Origin of the sequence: uncultured Zoogloea sp., assembly GCF_937894855.1 — a bacterium.
GTDB classification, from domain to species: domain Bacteria; phylum Pseudomonadota; class Gammaproteobacteria; order Burkholderiales; family Rhodocyclaceae; genus Zoogloea; species Zoogloea oryzae.
The window spans coordinates 1-23,146 of the sequence record NZ_CALAYQ010000063.1; the positions used below are offsets into that span (position 1 = coordinate 1).

General features: G+C 66.0%; 26 protein-coding genes. All 26 read right to left on the bottom strand.

What is annotated here, in order from left to right; genetic code table 11:
* Positions 1 to 99: 99 nt before the first annotated feature.
* On the bottom strand, positions 100 to 822 hold the full coding sequence (locus Q0672_RS08160; RefSeq protein ID WP_298621525.1) for a peptidoglycan-binding protein: 723 nt from the start codon (positions 820 to 822) through the stop codon (positions 100 to 102).
* Position 823: 1 nt separating this feature from the next.
* On the bottom strand, positions 824 to 1,300 hold the full coding sequence (locus Q0672_RS08165; protein WP_298621526.1) for a hypothetical protein: 477 nt from the start codon (positions 1,298 to 1,300) through the stop codon (positions 824 to 826).
* On the bottom strand, positions 1,288 to 1,590 hold the full coding sequence (locus Q0672_RS08170; protein WP_298621527.1) for a hypothetical protein: 303 nt from the start codon (positions 1,588 to 1,590) through the stop codon (positions 1,288 to 1,290). Before Q0672_RS08170 ends, Q0672_RS08165 begins: the two co-directional genes overlap by 13 nt.
* Positions 1,591 to 1,700: 110 nt before the next feature.
* Positions 1,701 to 3,623, bottom strand: a complete 1,923-nt coding sequence (locus Q0672_RS08175; RefSeq protein ID WP_298621528.1) for a hypothetical protein — start codon at positions 3,621 to 3,623, stop codon at positions 1,701 to 1,703.
* A 1-nt stretch (position 3,624) separates the two neighbouring features.
* Entirely contained in the window at positions 3,625 to 3,966 is a 342-nt protein-coding gene (locus Q0672_RS08180; protein WP_298621529.1) for a hypothetical protein, read from the bottom strand.
* A gap of 9 nt (positions 3,967 to 3,975) precedes the next feature.
* Positions 3,976 to 5,832: a hypothetical protein gene (locus Q0672_RS08185; RefSeq protein ID WP_298621530.1), complete on the bottom strand. Its 1,857-nt coding sequence runs from the start codon at positions 5,830 to 5,832 to the stop codon at positions 3,976 to 3,978.
* A gap of 3 nt (positions 5,833 to 5,835) precedes the next feature.
* Positions 5,836 to 7,476, bottom strand: coding sequence for a hypothetical protein (locus Q0672_RS08190; RefSeq protein WP_298621531.1), 1,641 nt, complete (start codon positions 7,474 to 7,476; stop codon positions 5,836 to 5,838).
* A 423-nt stretch (positions 7,477 to 7,899) separates the two neighbouring features.
* Positions 7,900 to 9,396 carry a hypothetical protein gene (locus Q0672_RS08195; protein WP_298621532.1) on the bottom strand — a complete coding sequence of 499 codons (1,497 nt, stop codon included), beginning with the start codon at positions 9,394 to 9,396 and terminating at the stop codon, positions 7,900 to 7,902.
* Entirely contained in the window at positions 9,396 to 10,643 is a 1,248-nt protein-coding gene (locus Q0672_RS08200) for a hypothetical protein (RefSeq protein WP_298621533.1), read from the bottom strand. Before Q0672_RS08200 ends, Q0672_RS08195 begins: the two co-directional genes overlap by 1 nt.
* Positions 10,640 to 11,182: a TIGR02594 family protein gene (locus Q0672_RS08205; protein ID WP_298621534.1), complete on the bottom strand. Its 543-nt coding sequence runs from the start codon at positions 11,180 to 11,182 to the stop codon at positions 10,640 to 10,642. Before Q0672_RS08205 ends, Q0672_RS08200 begins: the two co-directional genes overlap by 4 nt.
* Positions 11,179 to 12,426, bottom strand: coding sequence for a hypothetical protein (locus Q0672_RS08210; protein WP_298621535.1), 1,248 nt, complete (start codon positions 12,424 to 12,426; stop codon positions 11,179 to 11,181). Before Q0672_RS08210 ends, Q0672_RS08205 begins: the two co-directional genes overlap by 4 nt.
* Positions 12,427 to 12,428: 2 nt before the next feature.
* The gene (locus Q0672_RS08215; RefSeq protein WP_298621536.1) at positions 12,429 to 12,578 is read right to left on the bottom strand and encodes a hypothetical protein; all 150 of its coding nucleotides are present in this window, start codon (positions 12,576 to 12,578) and stop codon (positions 12,429 to 12,431) included.
* Positions 12,578 to 14,035, bottom strand: coding sequence for a hypothetical protein (locus Q0672_RS08220; protein ID WP_298621537.1), 1,458 nt, complete (start codon positions 14,033 to 14,035; stop codon positions 12,578 to 12,580). Before Q0672_RS08220 ends, Q0672_RS08215 begins: the two co-directional genes overlap by 1 nt.
* Positions 14,032 to 14,646: a hypothetical protein gene (locus Q0672_RS08225; RefSeq protein WP_298621538.1), complete on the bottom strand. Its 615-nt coding sequence runs from the start codon at positions 14,644 to 14,646 to the stop codon at positions 14,032 to 14,034. Before Q0672_RS08225 ends, Q0672_RS08220 begins: the two co-directional genes overlap by 4 nt.
* Positions 14,643 to 14,882 carry a hypothetical protein gene (locus Q0672_RS08230; protein ID WP_298621539.1) on the bottom strand — a complete coding sequence of 80 codons (240 nt, stop codon included), beginning with the start codon at positions 14,880 to 14,882 and terminating at the stop codon, positions 14,643 to 14,645. The genes Q0672_RS08225 and Q0672_RS08230 overlap by 4 nt, the downstream gene beginning before the upstream one ends.
* The gene (locus Q0672_RS08235) at positions 14,882 to 15,184 is read right to left on the bottom strand and encodes a hypothetical protein (RefSeq protein WP_298621540.1); all 303 of its coding nucleotides are present in this window, start codon (positions 15,182 to 15,184) and stop codon (positions 14,882 to 14,884) included. The genes Q0672_RS08230 and Q0672_RS08235 overlap by 1 nt, the downstream gene beginning before the upstream one ends.
* Positions 15,184 to 15,894, bottom strand: a complete 711-nt coding sequence (locus Q0672_RS08240) for a hypothetical protein (protein WP_298621541.1) — start codon at positions 15,892 to 15,894, stop codon at positions 15,184 to 15,186. The genes Q0672_RS08235 and Q0672_RS08240 overlap by 1 nt, the downstream gene beginning before the upstream one ends.
* 76 nt (positions 15,895 to 15,970) lie before the next feature.
* The gene (locus Q0672_RS08245) at positions 15,971 to 16,879 is read right to left on the bottom strand and encodes a hypothetical protein (protein ID WP_298621542.1); all 909 of its coding nucleotides are present in this window, start codon (positions 16,877 to 16,879) and stop codon (positions 15,971 to 15,973) included.
* 3 nt (positions 16,880 to 16,882) lie between these two features.
* The gene (locus Q0672_RS08250; RefSeq protein WP_298621543.1) at positions 16,883 to 17,455 is read right to left on the bottom strand and encodes a hypothetical protein; all 573 of its coding nucleotides are present in this window, start codon (positions 17,453 to 17,455) and stop codon (positions 16,883 to 16,885) included.
* A 33-nt stretch (positions 17,456 to 17,488) separates the two neighbouring features.
* On the bottom strand, positions 17,489 to 17,959 hold the full coding sequence (locus Q0672_RS08255) for a hypothetical protein (RefSeq protein ID WP_298621544.1): 471 nt from the start codon (positions 17,957 to 17,959) through the stop codon (positions 17,489 to 17,491).
* On the bottom strand, positions 17,956 to 18,798 hold the full coding sequence (locus Q0672_RS08260; RefSeq protein ID WP_298621545.1) for a hypothetical protein: 843 nt from the start codon (positions 18,796 to 18,798) through the stop codon (positions 17,956 to 17,958). Before Q0672_RS08260 ends, Q0672_RS08255 begins: the two co-directional genes overlap by 4 nt.
* Positions 18,795 to 19,103, bottom strand: a complete 309-nt coding sequence (locus Q0672_RS08265) for a hypothetical protein (RefSeq protein WP_298621546.1) — start codon at positions 19,101 to 19,103, stop codon at positions 18,795 to 18,797. Before Q0672_RS08265 ends, Q0672_RS08260 begins: the two co-directional genes overlap by 4 nt.
* 102 nt (positions 19,104 to 19,205) lie before the next feature.
* Positions 19,206 to 21,275: a hypothetical protein gene (locus tag Q0672_RS08270; protein ID WP_298621547.1), complete on the bottom strand. Its 2,070-nt coding sequence runs from the start codon at positions 21,273 to 21,275 to the stop codon at positions 19,206 to 19,208.
* Positions 21,275 to 22,588, bottom strand: a complete 1,314-nt coding sequence (locus Q0672_RS08275) for a PBSX family phage terminase large subunit (RefSeq protein ID WP_298621548.1) — start codon at positions 22,586 to 22,588, stop codon at positions 21,275 to 21,277. Before Q0672_RS08275 ends, Q0672_RS08270 begins: the two co-directional genes overlap by 1 nt.
* Positions 22,572 to 22,796 carry a hypothetical protein gene (locus Q0672_RS08280; RefSeq protein ID WP_298621549.1) on the bottom strand — a complete coding sequence of 75 codons (225 nt, stop codon included), beginning with the start codon at positions 22,794 to 22,796 and terminating at the stop codon, positions 22,572 to 22,574. The genes Q0672_RS08275 and Q0672_RS08280 overlap by 17 nt, the downstream gene beginning before the upstream one ends.
* Before the next feature lie 39 nt (positions 22,797 to 22,835).
* The gene (locus tag Q0672_RS08285; protein ID WP_298621550.1) at positions 22,836 to 22,994 is read right to left on the bottom strand and encodes a hypothetical protein; all 159 of its coding nucleotides are present in this window, start codon (positions 22,992 to 22,994) and stop codon (positions 22,836 to 22,838) included.
* Positions 22,995 to 23,146: the final 152 nt, after the last annotated feature.

Below are 23,146 nucleotides of genomic sequence, written 5' to 3' on the forward strand. Positions count from 1 at the left end.
TCCTTTCTGGGGGATGTGATAAGTTCTCGATCGAGGCTAGGGTCGCTCCCTAGCACTGACCGGGGTAAGCTGGTGACAGGCGGGGAGAGACCCGCACAATCAGCCGAACAGCGCCGCGATCAGCCTGCCCAGCAGGCTCGGCGCGGGCGGGACTTCGGTGGCGACAACCGCCTCAGAGCCACGGAGCGCGACGTGAAGCGCGTTCATCGTCAGGGGGCCGGCGATCCCGTCAGCGGGCAACCCCGCCTTAGCCTGGAAGCCGGCCACATCGTCAGGCGCATATCCCAGCATCACCAGCGCCGACCGGACATAGTACCGCTGTCGGTCGGGCAGGCCGTTATACCCGCCATTGATCTTGCGCGTGATGCCCCGCAGATCGCCCACGTCAGCCAAGGCGTTGACCCCGCGCGTGGTCCAGTACCAGACCGGGCCAAGCCCTTCCCATGGGTCAGTCAGCACCAACTCGGGGTATGCCTCGAAGTTCGGCGGGTCGAGGTTCGCGGCCTTGCACCATTCCCGGAATTGCCGATAGTTCGATCTGCCGGTGATCTGGATCGGGGTCCGACCCTTGAAGCGCGGCCCGTCCCCCGGCTCGGTATTGCCAAGGTCGGCGCGGCCTTCATACGCGGTGCCGGATGCAATCTCGCGATCATACCGTAGCGCCCCGCTTTCGTGCATGATCTGCGCCACGTAGTGCGCTAGACGGTGCGGCGCCTCGATGCCGGCGGGGTATGTGTCCAGGCCGTCGAGAAGCGATCCGGCGTTGGCCCGGTCAACCTGCCTTCCAGCGATGGCGTTCAACATCGCCAAGGTGAGCTTCATCTTACGACACCCGGAAGATGTTGCTACTGGCGCGCGTCTCGAACTTCATCCCGAGCGCCCACCATGGCGCATAGGTCCAACGGAAGTCGGCGACGTATTCGGCCGGGGCGAGGTCGCAGCCGGCATTCGGCGGCGCATCCATGAACCAGTTGAGGTCAATGTCATGCGCCGGCCAAGGCATGCCCTTGAAATTCTTGATGCCGGTCCGCCCGCCGCCGCAGGTGCTGAGAGCCGCGCCGATCTTCCCGCTCACCTGCCGCACAAGAACAGCCACGTCGCCCGTGTAGTCTCGCGCGATCGTCTGGTCTATCGTGACCAGGGTCGTTTGGCTATCCACGCGCACGGCCCGTACATCCAGCCACCACCACGAAGGCATGTGTCGGACAGCGGCGGGAACCGCGATCATGAAGAAGGCCAGCCAGAACGCCGTGCACAGGGGCACGAACCAGCGCCACGCGCCGGGTTTCAGGTCCACCATTGGAGGTATATCCCTAGCTGATAAATCGCATTCGCCATCGTCACCAAGAAGCCGACGCCGACGAAGGTCTGTACGATGCGCTTCGAGAATAGCGAGCGCGCGGCTTTCCGGGCTTCCCGCCGTTCCCGCTCCTCCCGCCATTCCGCCCGGTGCGCCCGGCTCTCCGCGAGTTCCCTGATGATGTCCTCCGGCGAGCGCAGTTCCCTCGCCAGCCGATCCGCCCGGTCCGCGTCCCCAAACAACCACAGCGCTACTCCCCAGAAACTCTCCGGCGATTTTTTATCCGTCATGCGATTGCCTCCGTTCGCGGGGCAGCCGCGCGGACGCGGCTAGGGCCGCGCCCAAGGTTCATCTGGGCTTGAATTGCCCGGCTTCGGTGGAAATGATCCGGGATGCCTCCCTAGATCATGTCGTAAACGCCCTCGATCACGAGGCCGAGGTCGTGCTGGAACTTCAGGCCGAATTGCGTGCTCCGGGACGCGGTATCCCAGCCGCCCGTGTCGCCGCCCGCTTGCCATTGGCCGGATGCCTCCGGGGATGCCGGCAAGCCGCCCTGAACGATGTGCGCGACCGAGAGCCAGCCGTACTGACCGATCAGCCGCATGTGGGTACAGCCCGCCTTGATCCGGGTGCGCAAGGCCAGCGCGCGGGCGCTCTTGCGATCGACGGTGCCCGAGGTCAGAACGCCCAGCGTGTAGAAGCACATCATCCGATGCGTCCATTCCGAGTAGCTGGCGGACATGCGGATGCCGCCGGCGTCGGTGCTGTCCATTTCGCGGACCGCGCCGGCCAAGCCCTTGATTGCGATGAACTCGGGGTTCGCCCGGATCGCTGCGAGGTTCGCCGGCACGACGCGCCCGCGCCCGGTCGCCCAGGAGCCGGACGGGTACGCGGCATAGAGCGACGACGGGATGCCGGCGCCGTTGCCGTAGCCCTCGCTGACGGTCTTCGAGAAGGCGTGTATCACCTCGGCTTCCCACATGCCGAGCTGATCGGTCAGGGGGACGCCGAAGCGGGTGCCGCGGCGGCAGGCGGCCTGTATCTGCGCATGGGTCGGGGCGTTCGAAACGCGCGGCAGCGAGAAGCTCTTGGCGATGTTCGTCCATGGTGAGGATCGCATCGCGACTTCCTCGGTCGCGACGACGACGCTTTGCAGATATGCCGCCGCCGTCGAAACGCCGATATAGGCCATGCATGCCGCGATATTGGCGCTCGGCGCCGAGGAGATATTCGGGTTGCCGCCGCGCGTCGAGGCATTGGTCGTGTTCCCGAGCATGTCGCCCTTGAACGCGCTGTCGGCCTCGCGCGCGGTGCCGACCGCCGCGACCAGCGCCCAGCGCATGAACCGATCGAGCGAGGCGCGCCATGAGCTATCGAACTCCGCCCACACGCGCGGGGTCAGTTTCGCCCAGACGACAGCCCAGAGATAGCCGGTGTCGTGCTGCGCGGAGTAGCCGCCCCGAAGCGCCGGCCCGCCGTAGGCGTCCCGCCCGCCCTTGATCCCGGCGATCGTATAGGCGTCCGTCGCGGTATTGCCGGCGAAGCTCGCATAGGCGCAACAGGCGAGCGGCGATCCCCAATAGCTCGCATTGCCCTGCCCGTTGACGTTGTTCGCGTCCCAGTTGGTCTGTGCGTAGCTGCGCGCCTCGCCGGTGCCAGTGCCGACGAAGTTGAGCGCGGGCGGCGAGGATAGGGCTTCCGCGACGACGATGCTGTTCGAGAATCCGGAGGTCGCATTCGGGGAAACGCCATTCGCCGCGAAATTGCGATAGGTGTAGGTTCCCGCCGTGCTGGCGGTATAGTTGACGCCAGTCAGGCCAGCGATGGCGGAGCCGTTGTGATACCATTGCCCGGTCACCGTAGGCGCCGGGGTTCCGCTGGCCGATGCCGGCGTCGCGGTCAGGATCGAGCCGGGCGTGGTGCCGCCGGTGACGACAGGCAGGCCCGCGAAGATCGGCGCCGCTGTCGCCGCCGTGACGCTGTATCCGATGCTGGTCGCGCTATGCGTCCGCCCGCCAAAGACGATAGGCTGCGTCAGGGTCAGGATGCTATCCGGCGCGCCTGCCGGGATTGTGAAGTTCGCGCCCGAGCCGGTGGTGTAGACCGCGCCCGCCAAGTCTTTCAGCGTCCACACCCATGATACCGTCTGCCAGCCCGCCGGGGTATAGGTGCCGGAAACGGCGGTGACGGTCTGGCCCGGCGCCTTTGTGCCGGAAACCGTTGGCGGCGTGGCCGTGACGATTTCCGGGGTCAGTAGCCGGACCCATGGGAACGGCCCTTGCAACCTGCCCGATACCGTGCGGCCATAGCTCTCGATGCCCATGCTACTGGATCACTGCCGAGAACATGACAGGTGCTGTGGTAGTGCTGCCGCCGTCGCTGATGAACTCGATCCGGTCCCCGGCGGCGACGGTATTGGCGGCGGTGGGAATGGTACTGTCCATGTCCCCGGCGGCCGAGCCGGAATAGGCGATCGTCCATGTCGGGTGCGTGACCGCGACCCCGTTGATTTTCATGGTGATCAGGCTGTTCGCGACCGTGATCGCGCCATAGATCACTGAATAGGCCGCGACGATCTTGCCGGCCCGCGTTGCCACCGCGAAAGCGCTGCTCGGGGCGCTGACGTCCGCCATATAGGCGGAGGCGATGCGATCATGAATGCTCATGCTGTGCTCCTATGCGACCCAGAACTGGCTGTTTCCCCAGCGGCCGAGCGACGAGGTTTTCGTCGTGCTGGCATAGGCGATGGTATCGGTCGGGTAGTTCCGAAGCGCCGATACACCGATATAGCTGCGTGAGGATCCAGAGGCGCGCGAGGCGACAACGGTGCATTCCGCCCGCAGCGGCGGGGATGCATCATCCGTTGACAAAAAGCCGACGAAAGCGCCCAAGATATAGCTCTGCGCCGGGGTGCCGTCCGCTGCCCAATCGATCGTATTGTCGGCGCTCGACGTTCCCTTGTCGTGGATGACGGTGCCGATCGTGATGCCGCCGCCCGACTTGCGGAACAGGAGGATATAGACGGCACCCGTGAAGCTGGCGCCCGAAACCGATCCCGCCGCGATGTCGCCCGAGGTCAAGGACATACGATAGCTGGTCCGGATCGACGGGGCTTGTGCGACATGCGTTGCCCCGGAATCGGTCAGGTTGACCCCGCCCAGCGTCGGCAGACCGGCAAGGCTCGATGATCCCGGCGCATCCTGAATGACAACGATCGCATCGCCTTCCGCCGCCCCGGCCGGCAGGCCGAGGGACCACGCCGCGTTGATGTTGGTATTCGACGCGACCCCGACATAGGAGACCGTGGGAGCCGCAACCGACGCGGAGGGATATTCCGCGATCCATGTCCAACTCGGCACGCCGTTGATGCGGGACATTTCGTATTTCACCAGCGTATTCGGCTGATGGCTCGGCGCTGAGCTTGGCCGAAGCCCGTCATCACCCGGCGTCGGGGTGAGGCTGTAGGGCGTCGCCCCGATCGCCACAATGAGGGTGACAGGCTCTTCGTGGTCCAGGATGTGATCCCAGCATGAGGCAGCGCTGGTGGCGTTGGCCGCGAGGGTGGGGACGAGAATATTCCGCCCGTCTCGGGCGTCGAAACTCAGGATGTTCGAGACCGGCGCCACCGATCGCGGCGTGAACGGCCTGCCGCTTTGCATCTTGATCCAGGATTGCGCGAACGTCTGATTTTCGACAAGTCCGTCGCCGTTCGAGATCATGAAGCAATGCGGGATGGTGTCGAGCGTCTCCGTCGAGACCATCGAAACGCCATAGATATGGCTACCGAGAGACGCGCCGACCGTGAGAACGTCGCCCGCCGCGATGCTCGGAAATACGCCGTCTTCATAGGGAAGCCGGAAGCCGACCAGTTCCTGCTTTTCGAGAAGCGCGTTTTCCTGGGTGAAGATCGTGGCCTTTGCCTGCGCGGCGTTGGCCTGCGCAGCGGCGGCGCCGAGCGTCGGGCCGTGGGTTCCATCGGCGGCCGTCGTCGTGGCGAGGCCAGCCAGACCGGCGGCCGAGTTCGCCATCTTCCCGGCAAGCGCGGCGTCGAGACCATCGACGGTGCTGGTCGGCTGCGTCCCGGTATGGCTCGTCCGATCCAGCAGCACCGAGTCGGCCGAGTTCGCCGTCGCACCGGTGGCAACCCCGTCCAACTTGGTCTTGTCGGCCGCGCTCATGAAGCCGGCCGCGGCTGTCGTCGCGTCGCCGTGGCTGTGGATAGCCGCCGCCGCGCCCACGTCACCGGGGGCAAGGGTGACCGCGCCAGTCTTGCCCGCGACGGAAATTACCGCGCCGCCACCGCCCCCCCCGCCGAGCACGTCCGACGACAGGAAAACGCCGCCGTCCGATCCGGCCGACAGTGCATTGCCGGATTGCTCCGAAATCAGCGGCCCCGGCGCGACCGCCGGCACCACAACGTCAGAGACAACTTCCCCGAGCGTCGCACGACGGGTCTGTCCCTCCGATACGATGACGATCGTATCGGTCAGGAGGAGCGTCGTGTCTTCCGGCAGTCTGGTGATTCTTGGCATGGGTCAACCGCAATGAAGGGTGCAGGGGAACAGGAGCGAGCCGTCCGGGTAGGACCGGATGAGCCGTCCCGATGTGATTTTCGCAACCGTGCTCGCCCGCACGATGTCGTCGGGCTGCACCCGCCCGAGCCCGCCGCCAGCGCTCATGATCAGGTCGCCCCGCCGAGGCTCCGCCCCCGGCTGGAGACGCACGAACAGCGCGCCGAGGCTGGCAATGTGCAGGTCGCCGTCTTCGTCCATGTGGGAGAAGACACCATAGACCGCTGGCGATGCCTCCTCCGCCGGCCGGGCGCGGGGCAGCTTGTCGTTCTCCTCGCCATCCCATTCGGCCATGTCGTCGATGGTCTCGTAGATCGTGCCGGGCAGTTCGTTTGGCCCCTGCGACCAGTGGGTGCCGCAGAAAGACCCATAGGTGACCGTCCCGGACGCCACCGAAATGACGGCCTCCTGCGTGACCCCGGAATAGAATTGAACCAGCGTCCCGTCATTGGACCGCTTGACCCGCAGCGCGACGTTGTTGCTGGCGGAGAAGGTGCCAAGCCCGGCGGTCGATAGGCTGCAACCGTATTCGACCAGCGTCGGGTTGATCAGCTCAGCGGCGCCGACCATGACGCCGCTGTTGTTGACGAGAAGTTGCGTGCCAGCGCCGCCGGCCCGGACCCGCCATTTGTCGTCGGCGTGATTGTAGGAGATCACGCCCGCGCTGGCGCCGTCGTAGGCGGTGACATAGGCGGTTCCGGTCGCCGTGGTGTCGATCCTGACGCCTGCGTCCTGCACGGTCCCCACGGCGCGCACCTGGGAAATGCTGTCCCCTATCCCGGTGACAACGGTTCCCCTGACCGTGGACGTGGCGGTCGCTCCGATGGACGTGCCGTTGATCGCCCCGCCGGTGATCGCGACGGCCGCCGGGCTCTGCGCCGCCATCCCATGGCCGACGCGCGCGATAAAGCGCGTCCCGTCATAGACGACGAGCACGGTCGCCCCGGTCGGGATATCACCCGACACAAGGTCGATGGCCGTGCCAGCCGGGCCGATCTTGCGCAACTGCCTGGTCCCGAGCCCGCTGATGTTCAGCGTAGAGGCTCCGGTCGGCGCCCGGTTGAACTGGACCAGAAACGCGGACCACGATCCGTAATCGACCAGCGCCGGGTCCGGCGTCAGGCTGAACGCGTCCAATGTGCCGCCCGTGACCCACGCCGTCAGGCTGCGAGCCACAAGCTCCGTCTGGCCGCTCGAGGACGCGGCGGCGGCTTCGATGGCCGCCTGAACGTTCTCCTGCGGCAGGGCTTCGGTCGGGCTGAACGGGATGTTGGCGGCGCCGGTGACTTCCGATGCCAGCGGCACGATGTTGTCCATCGGGTATCCGGGCAGGGTCACGCCGATGAGGTTGGAATCGACCGGATCGGGCGCCGAGATCAGCACGCGGAGCGGCGCGGCGCTGTTCACGTAGATGTCGGGGAACACGCCGTTCGCGTCGGCCTGGACCGGCTGCGCCAACGGCACATCCGGATCGAGGCTCGCAAATATCTGCGCCAGAGTGCTGGAGTTGTTCTCGAAGACGCGCATGAAGGCGCCGGGAACGGTCGCGCCGTTCATGTCGAAGGCGCGGTTAACCTGCGCGAAAAACAAGCGGTTGCTGCTCACGGTCAGTCCTTGCAGAAATGGCAGGAGACGCGCATCATTGCGGGATGCGCACGATCATTGTATTTGGCCTGTTGGCGTTGGCGGGCTGCGAAGACCCTGCGGTCCGCGCGGTCAAGGATGCCTGTCTGGGCGGCGATCAATCCGCTTGCGCCACATGGCAAGCAGGATACGAGCAATCACAGGCGACAGCGGCGGCGCTTGCCGAGCGCCCGCTCATTGTCTCGACACCGGTCCCGATACCCGTCGCGCCGCGACCGGCATTCACCCACTGCGCACCCGCTCCCGGAGGGCAGATGAACTGCTATGGCTACTGATGGCCTTCTTTCTGGGGTTCCTGTTCATCATCGCGTGCGTCGCTTTCGGCGCATGGCATGACCGGCGCGTTGACAAGCACCTGCATGACTTCTTCCGCCGCCACGACGACTAGCGCGATCCGATATAGCCCATCATCGCGTTGACCGGCCCGGATACGGCAACCGGTCGCGCAGCAGGCGGCGCCGCACCGGCCACCGTTGCCAGCGCATTCTCCGACAGTCTCGTCGCGCTGCGATCAGCGAGATCCTTTGCCCCGATCGCCGCGGCTGTGACTGCCAGCGATCCCGCGCCGAACGTCGCGCCGCCCATCAGGTTCAGGGCGAGCATCAGGCCATTTCCGCCGGGGGCCAACTTCCCGACGCGGCGGAGAATGTCCTCTCCCGTGCTGCCGTCGATCAGCCGCTGCATCGCGGACATATCCTCGGGGCTGAACCATTTCGCCCGCTTCGGATCGTTGACGATGCTGGTGACCGCCTGCCGGTACTTGTTTAGGATATTTCCGCCGGAGCCGGTGCTGGAGGTCTGGTCGCGCGCCTTCTTGAAGGCGCTCTCCAGCAACTCCGCCTTCTTGTATTGCGAATTCGCCATGCGAGCGGCGCTGAGCAAGTCGCTCGTGGCTTCGCGGCTGTTCACGAGATCATCAATAGAATCAATGATGTCGAGAATGCCGGTTTCGTTCGGCGCGGCGTTGTACCGCTTCCAGAGGTTCTGCCTGATCTTGTCCACCTGACCGAGCGTCAAGGGCTTGCCCTGACGCTCAAGGATGGTGAGGCCCGCCGCCGTCTGCCGATCCACATCCGGGACATAGTGCCCGCTCTCCACGGCCTCGCGCGCCTTCGCTGCGAGCCCCTGTATCTCTCCCGGCTGGAACACTTCGCCCGCGTCGTCAACCGCCCTGTACGCCGCGCCCTTGGCAGCCCGGAGGGATTCAATCGTAGGCTTCTCCATGGCCTTGCCGAACACCCGGCGAAAGCCGCGCGTGCCGACATTAATCGCGCCCTGCGCCGTGGCGCCGAACAGGGCGCCTACCGCCGCGCCCTTGGCCGTGCCTTCGACCCGCTCAGCAACCCCGCCCTCGGCATCACCGAACCCAAAGGCCGCGCCAGACGCGCCGCCGCCGAGCGCGCCCTTTCCGATGGCGCCGGGAAGGGTGGTCGCCGATGCCCCACCGGTCAGAAGCGCAGGCGCGACGGCGCCTCCGATCTCGCCAACCGTCGTCGCAACCGGGTTCTCCCGGCGGGTCTGATCCAGCAAGCCTCGCTCATGCTCAAGCCGCTTGTCATAGGCCGCCCCGAAGCTGGTCCCGTCGCCGCCGGGCAACTGGCCGGCGATCCAATCCCCCGCCGCGCGGACCCCGGCATTGATCTCGTCGCCAGCGCCGAAGGTCACACCTTGGCGCGCGCCGATCAGCGCGGCCTCGATCCCCGAGCCGCGCCCGCCGCCCTCGCCCCGGAAGTCCGATTGCACCGGAGCGGCAACCTGCGCCCGCTGGGCGCGGATGGCGTCGGCGATGGCCTTTGCGTCACTCGCGGCGCGCTGGTCGCCCTGACGGGCCAGCGCGTCGGCCTTGCGCAGCGCGTTTTCGAGGGTGGCGAGGTCGGCCATCAGCGATACCTATCCAGAATGCTGTCGATGCCGCCAGCGTCGGGCGATGCCACGAATATCGGGTTTGCATCGGCCCACGCCTGCAACTCGTCATAGAAGCCGCCGTCGATCTGGCCGTGCTCCTTCTCGTAGGCCCGCGCCCGCGCCGCTTTCTCAATCCTGCGCTTGGCGATGCCGCGCTGAATGTCGATCAGGGACTTGTTCCCTTCGGCGGTATTCTCCAGCCCCGGAACCTGACCCGTCACGAAGTCACGGTCGGCGTTCGAAAAGCCTGTGCCGAGGGAGCCGCCCATCGACGCGAGCGCCGCCTGTTTCGCCAGTGCGTTGAAGGTCTCCATGGACGAGACCCCCTCGGGGTCCATCCCCATGGCGGCGGCGGCGCGCTTCATGGCGAGAACGGATTGCCCGCCCGCGCCCGAATAGAAGCCATCCTGACCCATCGCGCTTTCCATCGCGTCGAGCGATGACACCGCATCGCGCGCCGAGCCGGCCTGCGTCTCGATATCCGCCATCTGCGTGGCGAGGTTCTTGTTGCGCTCGTTGCCGTAGGCGTTCGTCCCCATGTTGTTGTTGACGATGGTCTTCGGCGCGTCACCCTCTGCCATGAACGCCTGATATGCCGGCGTGCCGGGGGCGAGGCCAGCGGCCTGCGCCCGAAGCTGCAGGTTCTGGAACCCGGCGGGAACAGCGCCCATGCCGCCGAGCGCGCCCTCGATATGCGCCAGCGCCTCCTCGGCCCCCTCGAAGGGGACGTTTTCGAGGTCGGGATACCCGTCGTTGAACGCGTCCCATGCCTCGGGTGACCGCAGCGCGAGCCGGCCTTGCATCAGCGAGGTTTCGAGCTTGGCCTTGGTCGAACTCAGCGCGCGCGCGTCGGCCCCGGAGGCGAACTCCTCGGCCTGCCGCCGCCCCTGCTCGCGGGCCATCTCAAGCCGGGCGTTGGTGTCCTGCCGCGCCAGATCAAGCCGCGCGCGGTCGTTGGCCATGCCGGCCCGCGTCGCGTCCATGCCAAGCCTCGCGACATCCATGTCGAGCCGCTTGCCCTGAACGCCGAGCGCCATCTGTGGATCGTATCCCGCCAGTTGCCCCAGGACAGCATGATCGCCGCGCATGATCGCCGCGCCGTTGGCCCGCATGAACTCCTGCGCCTGCTGCGCCCGATCCGCGTCCAGCATTGCGTTGCGGCCCTCGATCCCCCGGCGCATCGCCTCGCCGATGTTGATCCCGCCGTCCATCATCGGATTCATCCGTAGAGCCTCCGCTGGGCCTGCAAGCCTCGCAACTGGGCCAGCCCGATGTTAATGCCCTGATAATCCGGCAGCATGGGTTCTTCCTGCGCCGCGATCATCGCGTTCGGATTGAAGTCGGCGCCCTTCAGCATCGCGTTCGGCGCGCGCCGGTAGCCGATCAGATTGTCCGTGCCGAAGTTCGCCACGCTGACCTTGTCGCCCTGGTTCCCGCCGAGAACCCGGATCGTCCCGTCCTCGTTGAACCCGTCGAAAAACCCGACATGCCCCTTGCCGCCGCCTCGGTCGAACACCGCGAGGTCGCCGCGCTCCGGCTGATCCACTGCCTCGCCCCAGTCCTTGAACGACTGCGCCGCGTTCGACCCGGTGCCCTGCTGGCCTGTCTGTGCCAGCGTGGCGTTGACGAAGGCGGCGCACCACGCGGTGGTCATGGGGTCGAGGTTGACCCCGCCGGTCCGCATGTAGTCCTGCAGGGCGGCCTGGTCCGGGGCCTCGCCCTTCCCGAGCATCCTTGCCGCGAAGTCGATCGGGGTCGTCACGCGGGCCTCGCCATCGGCGCGGCGGTCTGCGGCTGCTGCTGTGTCGCGCGCCCGATCTGGCCGCCCATCTGATAGTAGGTCTGGAACGCGTTGTTGACCCCGTTGTTGATGCTCTGCCCGAGCAACTGCGCGCCGGTCATCCGGGCCGCGCCCGCTGTTCCGGCCGCTGACGCGGCCGCGTTGATGTTCGACCCCGCGCCAATCATGGCGTTGAGCTGCATCGCGTCGGCGCCCGCGATATTGCCATAGACCTGCTGATCGAGCTGCAAGCCCCGGTCGGCGTGGGTGTCGTTGATCCCGGTCATCTGGTTCGTATAGTTCGACCCCACGTTATAGGCGTTCGTCGCGTACTGGTCGCGGGCGCCGGTGATCATCGGCCGATAGGCGAGGTCGAGCGCGTTCTTGCCCGTGGTCGCGAAACGCCGCTCATCGCCCGCGCCCGTGGCATAGCGGTCGCGCTGGCCGGCGATGTCACCGGCGAAGCCGCGCTCCAGATCGGCGATAGACCCGGCCGCGCCCTGACCCATGCCGGCGAGGCCGAACAACTGCGCCATCTGGTTGTCGCGGTCTGTCGCCACGGTCCCGGAGCGGAGCCGCTCAAGCTCGGCCAGCGTTTCCCCGCTGTAGAGGCCGCCCGCGCCCGCCGCGCCGCCCTCCACCTGCTTGGTGCCCTCGCCAAGGAGGAACTTCGCGCCGGGGGACAGTTCCAGCCCGGAATATCCCGCCGGTCCCTTTCCGAGGCCGAGGTTGCTGGCATAGGCCAGCATGGCGTTCTTGCCCTGATCCGCATACGGCTGAAACCCGCCGATCGCCCGATCCCGCGCGTGCTTCAGGTCGCCGATATTGGCGTTCCGCGCGTGCTTCAGGTCGCCGAGGTTCCGACCAAGCGTGTCGTCCAGACGGTCCTGACCCTGGGAAAGGCCGTCGCGCAAGGTGTTGAGGTTGGCGTCGCGGGCCGTCTTGAAGCCATCGAGGCCCCGGTCCCGCAACTTGCGGGCGAGCATGGCGTTGTCGTCCCGTGCCTCGTCCGCGCGGTCGAGCGAGCGATTGTAGAGCTTGCCGGCGCGGGTCTTCTGCTCCGCGCGGTACTCCTTCGACAGCTTCCGAACCTGCCGATAGCGCTTGCTTTCGCGAACCGCCACCTGCTCCGCGACGCGGGTCGCATACTTGCTGCCCTGAGCGCCAAGAATGCCGGTAAGAAAGGAGCCTCCGCCGGAAATCGCCGCGCCAGTGATCGGGTCCATGCTCAGACCTCCAGCGCGGCGATGCGGGTTTCGTGATCCTCGGCCTTCGCCGCCGAGACTTCGATGGCGTCGGCCAGCGCGGCCAGCCACTGCCGAAACGCAAGCGTCATCTTCCCGTCTTCACCGACGATCTCGCCAAGAAAGGGTTCCATCAGGACACCTCCATATTGCCCTCGGAGAGGAGGGGAAAATCGACCGGATCGGTCATGTTGATCTCCACCACCATCCGCCGGAACATCCCGAGCGCGCGCCAGCGGCAGGTCGCATCGTAGCGGTTGGGAATGTCCTTGATCCTCGCGCGGCCAAACGTTGCGCCGCCGTCGCCGGAAAGCCGGACCCAGATGCGCGCCGGCCGGGCGATCATCTCGGTCTCCTGCGTGTCGGGCAGGAGGATCGGGCTTCCGTCCTCGGACAGGATCGGGTCGCCATATTCGTCCGTCAGCCAGTTCGGCGCGACCTCGGTCAGCCCCGAGGCGCCGAAATTGCCCAGCAACTCCAGCAGGTCAATGCGCCGCCGGGGGCCGCCGAAGTAAACCTCGCGCGACACCGCTGTGCGCCGCATCGGGCCAGACGCATCAATCGGCTTTTCCCCGAGGCGGAATATCCGTCCGGTCCGCCCGATCAGGTGCCAGCGCCCATAGGCGAACTCGGCCCCTATGACGTCCCAGGCATCGTGATCGACGCCAAGGCTGCGCTCGTGCCACATGCCGAGAGACAGGTCGCAGACCCATGCGGGGCGGTCCGAAAACCGGATAACCGCGAACCGCTGGCCGCGATCCTCGTAGTAGAAGCAATGCGTCGGATCGCCGTCCCTCAGCGCCTGGTCAATCGGCGGCGTTGACAGGGGTTGCGCGACCTGACCGGAGATCAGTTTCGCGGTGCGATCATGCCCCACGATGAACAGCCCCACCGGGGTCCGCGTCACGAGATTGAACCCGAGCAAGCCGGTTTCGATCACTGGCCCCTGAACGCGGCTGAACGCCCCGGCGCCGCCGCGCGCGGTTGACCCCCACACCTCGGTGTTGGTCTCTTTCAGGGCGTAGAGATACCCGCCGTTGTCGATGATCCGCATCACGCGGTCGTCTCGGGCCTCGGCGGTTCGGAAATACAGGGCGTTCCGATTGCCGGGGACACCGACCTCGGTCCATTCGATTTCGCGGCCGCCGCGCTGGGCCATCAGCGTGAACTGGTCGAGGAAAGCCGCCGACGAGATCGAGGCAATGCGCCCGCTGCCCGGCTGCGTCAGCGCCGCGCCATCCCAGACGTTATAGCTGCCCGCCGCCGATACGATCACATTGTCGCGGTTGCCGCTGATCGTGGTTTCGACGTCATCCGAAACGGCGGCGACGTTCGTCGTTATGCCGGTTTCGCTCACCTTCCACAGGGCGCCGCCCTGCACGATGTACAACACACCCTCGACAACGCCCCATGCGCGCGAAAAACCGAACGGCAGGCTGGTGAAGTCCTCCGCGCCCGGCACCGCGCGAAGCTTGAACTGCGCGCGGCCGCCCTCCGCGTTCGGCACGGGATAGAGGTTGATCAGCCGCTCCGACGTTGACCCGAGATCGGTGCTGTCCCGCGCGGACTTCGCGGCGAGGACGAGCCTCACGAGAAGAACACGCTATCTTCGCGGTCGGCCCCGAGCGCGAGGCTCAGCGCCTCGCCGGCCTGCCGCATCAGAAGCGACACGTCGCTCGGATAGGCTGGCGCCAACTCAATGGCGAGGTTCTTGACCACCGCGCGGCGCCACTCCTTCGGGCAGTCCAGATCGGCGTTCGCGCTCTCCTGATCCAGAATTTCGCGGGTGTAGACCACCGAGGCCGAGGCGATGGCCGATGGGGTCGGCCATATCTTCAGGGTCGATCCCGCGGGGCCTCGGACCTCGTGCCAGCATGTCGGACGGCCGAGCGTCGCCTTGTTCGGCAGGCGGTCATACTCCTCGCGGGACAGCCGCTCCATAGGCGTCTCGGCCGCATCGACATAGAGCACATCGAGGATTTGCACCGGGCGAGAGGGAAGCGCATAGCTGCCGACGCCGACCACCAACGGCACGCTCTGAACCGACTTGGTCCAGAGGCAATATCCGTAGCCCTGCCAGTCCCGCAGCATCCGGTCCAGCACCCGCGCGCCATGGGCGAGGGAGTCCATGGTGAGGGGCTCGTCCAAGGCCACCACGCCCAGATCGCGCAGCGCGTCGGATACCGCGTCCCTGACTTTCACAGCGCGCTCCAGTCGTTGCCTTGATCCGGGGTCCGCTCGATGTCCGGCGGCTCAGGGCGCACCCACGGCGGGTTCTGCCGGTCGGACTTGCCCTGAACGAAATCCTGGGGGTGGCGGGTCTCGAAGCATCCGCGACAGACGCGCAGGCCCTGCCAGTCCTGCGCAAGCTGGTGGTTCAGATAGATGAACCCGCAGCGGTCACATACCGCCTTCCACGCCCCGAAAACGTAGGCCATCAGGCGTCGATGACAGCGACTTTCCAGCCGCTCTGCACGAAGAGGTCGAGCGTGCCGCCGCTCGGAATGTACATCCCGCCGCCAACGGTCGCGACCGGCGAGGCCCCGCCGCTGACCACGTACATTCCGCCGCCGATCGCCGTGAGCCGCGCGACGCACTTGCGCGCCGCCGCCGCCGACTGGGCGCTGGCGCCGCTCGTGGTGACGTTCGCCGCCGCGATGAAGTCGCCATGGTAGACCGGCTGCACGCCATTGCGGCCCTGCGCGCCGACCTCGGCGAATACCACGTTGAGCGTCGCCATTACCGGGTCGCCACGGCGGAGATATAGTCGGCGATCAAGGTGCGGGTGCCCGTCACGCTGCCCGAGAGCGAGAACAGCACCGGGGCAAGCTCGGTCGCCGGAATGTTGGTGCTGTGCGTCGCGACAAGCTGGCGGTTCACGAAGAACCGGACCGCCCCCGTCCCGAGCACCTGGAAGCCGAGCCGGACATAGGTCGCATCCACGGCCAGAACGCCGCTCGCGGTCGAGGTCTCGGTATCGGACGCCTCGGTCTTGCAGAGGATCGAGGCGGAGCCGTCGTTGATCTGGAAGCCGATGCGGTTCGAGGCGAGCAAGCTGGCCTCGGGGTTCGTCGTGAACTTCTCGCAAAGGCCGATGAACGCGTCCTGATCGGCCGCGCTCGACAGCTTGACGCGCGCCTCGAACCAGATGCTGCGCCCGGCGGCGGGCAAGAAGATTTCCATGCCGCGGATCGAGGCGCCATCATCGTCGGTCGTCGCGGTGGATGTCAGGGACACCTCGCCCCCGGCGGCGTCCGCCACAAGCGCGACCGCCGCGCCGGAATCCTTGACGACAACCCAGTCGTTCGTCGCGTTGATCGCGGCGCCGGTGAAGTCGTCCCAGAACCATACGTAGTCCGGGCTGAAACCGACCGGATAGTCGGAAAACCATTTCTGATTGGCGCCGGAACCGGAACGCAGAATCTGCCCGGTGAATCGGGTATTTCCCATGGAAGTCTCCTGTCTTGGGAATGTCAGTCGCGAGAACTGTCAGGATGACGGGGCGGCCGTGACCGCCCCGCCGCGATCACGCGCCGGGCGTGCCGTAGATGGACCGCCACTCCGTCCAGCCGACCGAATAGCGCTCGTAGCCCTTGGCCTTCGCGTTGTCGGTGTCGAAGTCGTTATCCTGGCTGAACTCGTAAGCCTGACGCTGGAACGACATGAGGCCGTTCGGAACGTCGGTGGTCAGGAACCACGCATCGGAGTCGGTCAGGTACGGGTTGACCATCGCGCCCTGCGGAATCAGCCCCATCGACTGCACAGCGTTCACCGCGTTGTTGCTGGTGTCGTTCTGCAGGGTCGATTTCAGGATACGCTCGGCGTTGAAGGCTTCGCCGGGCGCGATGAGGAGCTGCTTGGCACGCAGCATGATCGGGAAGCCGCGCGAATTGCGCGCCACCATGATCTGCGTCAGCATATCCTCGAGGGAGGCTTCGGACAGGTCCGCCGCCGTCGCGAGGACGTTCGACTGGTTGCCCGAGAGCGTCGGGTGCGACGCCGAGCACAGGATAACGCCATCGGTGCCGCCCGTGGCACCGGCAGTGAAGGCGCGGTTCAGGACGTTCGCGTGAACGATCTCCTTCGCCGTCCGGAAGGACCGGGCCAGCATCTCGGCGCGGCGGAACGAGCGGGACTTGTACAGGTTATCCGCCAGTTCCTCCTTCGTGACGATGTAGCCCGAGGTGAAGGCAGCATGCACGTAGGTCGCGACGCCACCCTGGGAATGGGTGTCGTAGGTCGTCGCCGCGCCCTCGGCCTTGACCTGGGGAAGGCCGAAGCCGGTGGTCTCCACGTCTTCTTCCCGGTGCTTGTCCGAGCTTTCGACGGTGAAGACCTTGGAATAGAGCGCGGGCCACTCTTTGTACGAATTCATGGCGAAGGCATGGACGCCCGGCCACAGCGCTTTCGGGTGCGCACCACTCATGATCGGCATGGCTTACACTCCTACCGCGCTGTCTTTGTACTGGTGGACGTTCAGCCGCACCAACCACCGGCCATAGAGGCCGAACTCGTTGTCGGACCGCTGGACGAACTGGACCAGCCGCACGTCGTCGTCGGTGTCCGAGGTCTCGGAAATGTTCGCCGTCGAAATGACGACGGACGACTTGCCGGTGACCGTGCTGCCCGAGGTGAACCCGGAAAGCTGCGCGGTGGCGCCGTTGACGGTCGTCACCGACACGCCATCCTCCTGCGCCTCGAACAGCAGATCGGGGTCATCCGCGACATAGACGTAACGGTCCGTCGAAGCCGGGCGGTACAGGGGGCTTTCCTGCGTCACCGCCTTGAACCCGGTGACGACGCCAACCACGGGGTTGCCGCTCGAAACGTTGCCGGTGACCGTGGGGATGCCCTCGGCACTGCCGCCGCCGGCGAGTTTCACGAGTCCGCCGATGTAGATCGCGGTGTTGTCCGACGACGGCACGAAATAGACGTTCGACGCGCCATTGTACGGAGAACCGCTTACATACCGCACAGGCTCCAGCCCGCGCGGAGTGTTCGCATTTGCCATTTTATGGCGCTCCTGGGAAAAAGGGGAAGGGGGTTAGCCGCCCCGCCCTATGCGCGTGCTCGGCGTCCTGCCGTCCGCGCTCGGGGTGTAGCCGGCCTCGACGCCAGCGCCCGGAACCCGTCCGGTTCTCATGCTGGCCTCAACGTCATCGATGGCATCACTCTTTTTCCGTGCATCATCGTCGTGGTATGCTTTGGGCTTCCGCACGAGCACCATCCGCTCCGCACCCTTCGGCCCGATGCCGCCAAGCGTGGACACCTCGGCACCCTGCGCGGTCCCGTCCTGAGGCCGCACGAGACCATCCCGGTCGGTCACCAGTTCCCAATCGTCCTGCTTGGTCAGATCGTAGACCCGGTTTCCGGTGTCGTTGATCCAGCGGTACTCGTACTTCTCCCGGTCGAGCTGGTTCTCGTCCACGAACAGACGGACCCGGCGCCCGGACAGGTGATCCCCGTTCCGCCGACGCCGCTCGGTCTTGATCTGCGCGTTGCGGTTCTCGGTCATCGGGCATCTCCATGCAGCTTGCGGCTATAGGCCGCGTATTCCCCGACGCTCTTGAACGTCCCATCTTTTACGAACATCAGCGCGGCCGCCCGCTCATCGGCCGACAGGGCCACGTCGCGGGAGCCGCCGGCCAGCCCGCCGCCATCGACCATCGACCGGCGCGGCGCGGCCTTGGCACGGGCATCGGCCTCGATCCGCGCGACATATGCCTGCGGGTCGCGCGCGATCTCCTGCGCCTTGTGCCACGCGACCAGCGCCTCATAAGGCTCCGGACGCGTCGAGAAGCTGCGCAGAAAGTCCGGGCTGATCGTGCCGGCTTCCATCAGCGCCTGTTCGACGCGCTCCTTGCCGTGCGCCGCCTCCGCGCGCGCCTGGCTTTCGTGCAGGCGGCGGTTCAGGTCGTCGTTGGTGGAAGGCCGCTGGTTCTCGATTTCACGCTGCCGCTCGGCCGCCGCGTCATAGGCTGCGAGGTCCATGCCCTCGACCGCCGCCTGCTTGGCCTCCCGCACGCGGTCAAGTTCGACCTGCCAGCGCGCGGCTTCCTGTTCCCGCGCCGCCCGCTGCGCGACCGCGCTGGCGCGCTCGAGAGCCTCGAACCGCTGATCGCGCGCCCTCACCTCGTCCCGCAGAATTTTCACCTGTGTGCGCGGGCTTTCGAGATACCGCTCGGCATCCATCCAGCCGGCCGGCGCCTTGGTATACTCCGCCTCGGGCTTCCAGCCGTACTTGCGCGCCTCGGTCTCCGCCGCGCCGATCCGCGCCAACTCCTCCGCCGAAGGCTCGGAAGGCGCCTCGATCTCCGGCTCGATCTCCGGGATGTCGTCTTCGATGTCGCTCATGCAAGCACCGCCACGATGTCGCGATCCTTGATGATCCGGTATTCCTCGCCCGCGTCGTCCTTCGCGAACACGCCAGCGTGCTGCGCGAAAATCACGCGGTCCCCGACCCCGGGCTTGGGCTCCCCGGACGGCCAGTCATCGAAGGCGAAGGCCATCGGCGAGACGTGCGTGATGATCCCGCGCGTCGCCATGTGCTTGCCACGGTCGCGGGCATCGTCCGTCAGGATCAGACCGCCCTTGGTCTTCTCCTCGACCGGCTCTTGCCGCACCGCGATATTGTACTCCATCATTCGCAACGCCATCATTCATCGTCCTTCTTGAGGTAGGTCAAAACGCCCGCTTCGAGGTCGTTCTCGAAAAGGTCGCGGTAGAGCGCCATCTCGCGATGAAGCGCGATCCTCTCGGCGTCAGAAACCGGGTGGCCCTCCCACCACGCCTGCAGCGCCGCCGCCTTGCATTGCTCCAGGTACAGGCCCAAGGCCGCCCGGAATGCCTTGCTGACCGGGTGCTCCCGCCATTCCGAAAGCGCCTCGCCCGAGATTTGCGAGTAGTCCATCGCGTACCACCATCAGATTTGCCTGCAGGGACTGAAGTTGTGCCATCTGGTCCTGAAGGCCGAGCATCGCTGTTTCGGCCTCGGTCGCCTCGGCCTCGGCTACGGCCTTGATCGTGTCCGCTCGGGTCTTTTCGACCTGGGCAATCTTGACCTGAATGTCCGCGACCTTGACCACCATGTCGGCCTTGGCCATCTCGATCTGCATCGCCTGCATCTGCTGCTGCATCGGGTCGGGCTGCGGGAGAAGTTCCTCAACGTCCGGGATCGACGCGGCCTCGAGGATGCGCTTGCTCGCCGCCTGCGGGTTGACCTGGCCAGCCTCGGCCATCTCGCGCAGGAGGCTGGCCTTGCCCATCTGCTGCATCTTCGTGACCGCTGTCGGATCGGCCACCGGCAGGATGTCCATATCATCCATGTTGTAGTCGGCGCGCGGGTCAACGCCCTGCAGGTCGTGATAGGTGGCGTATTCCTCGGGCGTGACGATCTGCTGGCTCAGCCGCGCGACCAGCCGGTACTCATGCCGCAGCGCGCGGAAGATGCGCTTGAACGCCGCCGTGAACTGCGCCATCCCCTGCTCGACGAGCATCTGCATCGTGCCGACCGGCATGTTCTTCGCGCCAAGCTCGCCGGTGATCACGTCCTTGATGGACGACACCTCCTTGCCGGCGTCGATCAGCAGGCCGAGAAGCTGGAACATGTTCGCGTCGGCGGCCGGGAACGTCATCGGAACGATGCTGTCCTTGATGGCCGCGCCGCTCATGTTGAGCATCTTCCATTCGCCGGGCTTGAATTGCTGCGACCCGCCTTTGATCCTGAACTCGGACCCGAGGAACCCGCCGCCGCGCGCCGCCATGTGCGAACTGTCGATCATCAGGTTCAGGATCGTGTTGATCGCCTCGCTGATGTCCCCCAGCAGCAGCCCGAGGCCGGTTCCGTGCCATCCGCCATCAAGCGACGGCATGAACTTGTACGCCACGAAATAGGTGCCGCGCTTGATGCTGAGAATCTTGCCGGTCGGCGCCTGCATCATCTGGATGCCCTGCGGGCCGATGATGGGAACGTCCTGCATCTCCTGCGTGATGTCGTCCTCGCCGAAGTCCGCGACGATGCGCGCGACCTTGTGCGATGTCTTGTGGATGGTGACGATATACGGCTCCTCGTAGCCGTCCCCGTCCAGATCAAGCAGCCGGTGCTGCTCGAGGAAATCCTGAACCTCGGCCTTGTCCTCGCTCGTCGCCTCGACATAGTCGATGTCGCGCCAGTCGCCCGACTTGCGGCGTTCCATGATCTCGCGCGGGTAGAGCGGCAATTCCTCGGTCAGACGCGGGGCGTCGAACAGCGAGCGCACTTTCTCGTTGACGATCAGCGCGCCCGGCGAGACCAGCCGGCAGCGCAGACGCTTGCGCGCATGGTCGATCCACCATTTGCGGTACATCGTTCCGACGAGCGGCAGTTGCACGAGAAGATCGTCGGTGGTCTCCTCCCACTCCTCAACCCGGCTGGTGAGCATGTAGCTCATGTGCGAGCCGACGCGCTCGGCCCGCGCCGCCTTGATGCCTTGAGGATCCTTGCCCTTAACCTCGCACTTGACGACGTCCGCGCCGGGGATGATCGCCGGGTATGCCTTCGCGTTGAATTGCAGGCAGGCCGTCGTTACCAGCGGATACCGGGCGTTGCTGCTGCCCTTCCACGGGTAGCTCTTTTCCGCCTTGACCAAGTTCGCGAGGTCCATCCCGCACTTCATGCGCTCCAGCCATGAGGCCATCGAGCGGCGGTCAATGTCGTAGTCCGTCGCCACGTCCTCGCCGATCTCCGCGAGGCGCGCCTCGTCCAGATGGTCCGCGATGTTCGGCATCTGCGTAAGGCTGGTGAGGACCGCCATCGGCGCCTCGGGCGCATCCGTCATCACCTGATCGTCCATCAGTACCCCGTCACAGATGATCGCCCGCGCGGGCTGTCGTCGCGCCACTCGTCGTAGTCGTCGGCGCGCTTGCCCACCGGGTAGGCGAATGTCAGCGCCAGCGCGTCGGCCTTGTCGGGCGAGGGAAGGCCACGCTTGCGCATGTCCTCCTTCTTCTCGAGGAGGATCGCGTTGTTCGCGTCGAACTTGTACTGAACGGCGGTCATCTGCGCCTCGAGCTGGATGTCGATCGGGATCGACACCGAGCCTTGCGCCAGCCAGTCGCGCATCCTGGCCCACATCTCGGCGCGCTTGTTGGCCGTCTTGACGCTGGCCGTCCCGTCGCTGCGCCGCGCGCTGTCGACCGCGATGATGTTGCGCCCAAGCTGGCGCAGACGATCAACCACGCCCGCGCCGATGCCGCCGGCGTCAACGAACACCGCGTCGGGACCGAGCCTGTCCATCTCCATCGCGACCCGCGCGGCAACCTCCATCGTGTCGAGGTTGCGATATGTCATCCACGGCTCAGCCCGCGCATTGCGCCCGCGCCTGATCGCTATGACGGTCTCGTCCATGCCGAACCGCGCCACGTCGACGCCCATGATCATCTCGTCATTCACGTAGAACGGCACGTCCTCGCCCATGGCCCGCTCAACAAGACCGGCTGGGATGAACTGCGCGTCGCCGACCTGCTCGTAGTCGCCGAGCCACGTGTGTCGGTAGCGGTCCGGGTCGCCCGCCTCGTCGTGCCGGCGCTCCGCGTCGAGCGTCGCCGGGAACCATGGATTGTCGTAATAGTTCGCGCGGACGACAATCGACCCCTCCGGCGGAGAAGCGCGGAGGAACCTGTCAATCGGGTCGGTTCGGAAGCGCGGGTTCCACGATGCCCATATCTCCGACCCTTCCTTGCGGATGGTCGGGCGCAGCAAGTCAAGGCTGCGCTGGGAGACTGATTGCGCCTCCTCGATCCATGCCACGTCGATGCCTTCGAGCGACTTGATGCTCTCGGCCGTGTGGTCCACCATGCCTTGAAAGATGATCAGGCCGCCGCCGGGCGTCTTGATCTGGTCGGTCTGTACCTCGAACATCCGGCCGACGCCAAGCGCGTCGATCTTGTCCTCGATCAACCGCTTCGCGCTCTCCTTGAGCGACTTCTGAACTTCGCGGACACACACCGCGCGCGTGCCTGGGTGCAGGACCGAATGCTCGATCAGCAGTTCGGCGCAGAAATGCGATTTGCCCGATCCGCGTCCGCCGAAGATGCCCTTGTAGCGGCTTGGCTTGAGGAGCGGCTCGAAGCAACGGGCCGTCCTGATCTCAAGCGTTTGGGTCAACGATCACGCGGCGGATAACGTCGATCGGGATAGCGCCGCCATTGGGGCCGGCATGCTCAATCGACGACAGATCGGGCAGCACCTTTTTCAGCAGCGCAATGCCGGCTGTCACCTGTGATGCGCCCATTTCCCTTTTGCCTTCAACGTGCTCAATCAGCGCATTGAGGATGTTGCTGTTCTGGATTTTAACCCGGTGCTGGTCCGACATGCGGAAACCAGCCGTGCGACCACGCCCTGCCATCGATAATCACCATCGCCTTATTCGTGAGAACGCCACGTCCAGCACCACGCTATCCAGCCATTCGAGAGCGGCGGAGGCGGCGGCGTCCATGCCGGCTATGTCGGTGGAGCGGCCATCCCGTTGGGCGCCTCGCGCCTCATCCAGTACCGCGCGGTATGTGCGCATCGGTGCGCCATGGTGGCGCATGGTGACGCTGCGGACTGGCGGGATGGATCCCATAGCGGCCTCCGAACGCAAAAAGCCCGCGCGCGGCGGGCTTCGGGCGGTCTTTTCGACCGTATCAACAAGCTAGCATCCTCGATGGGGGAAAGTCAAGC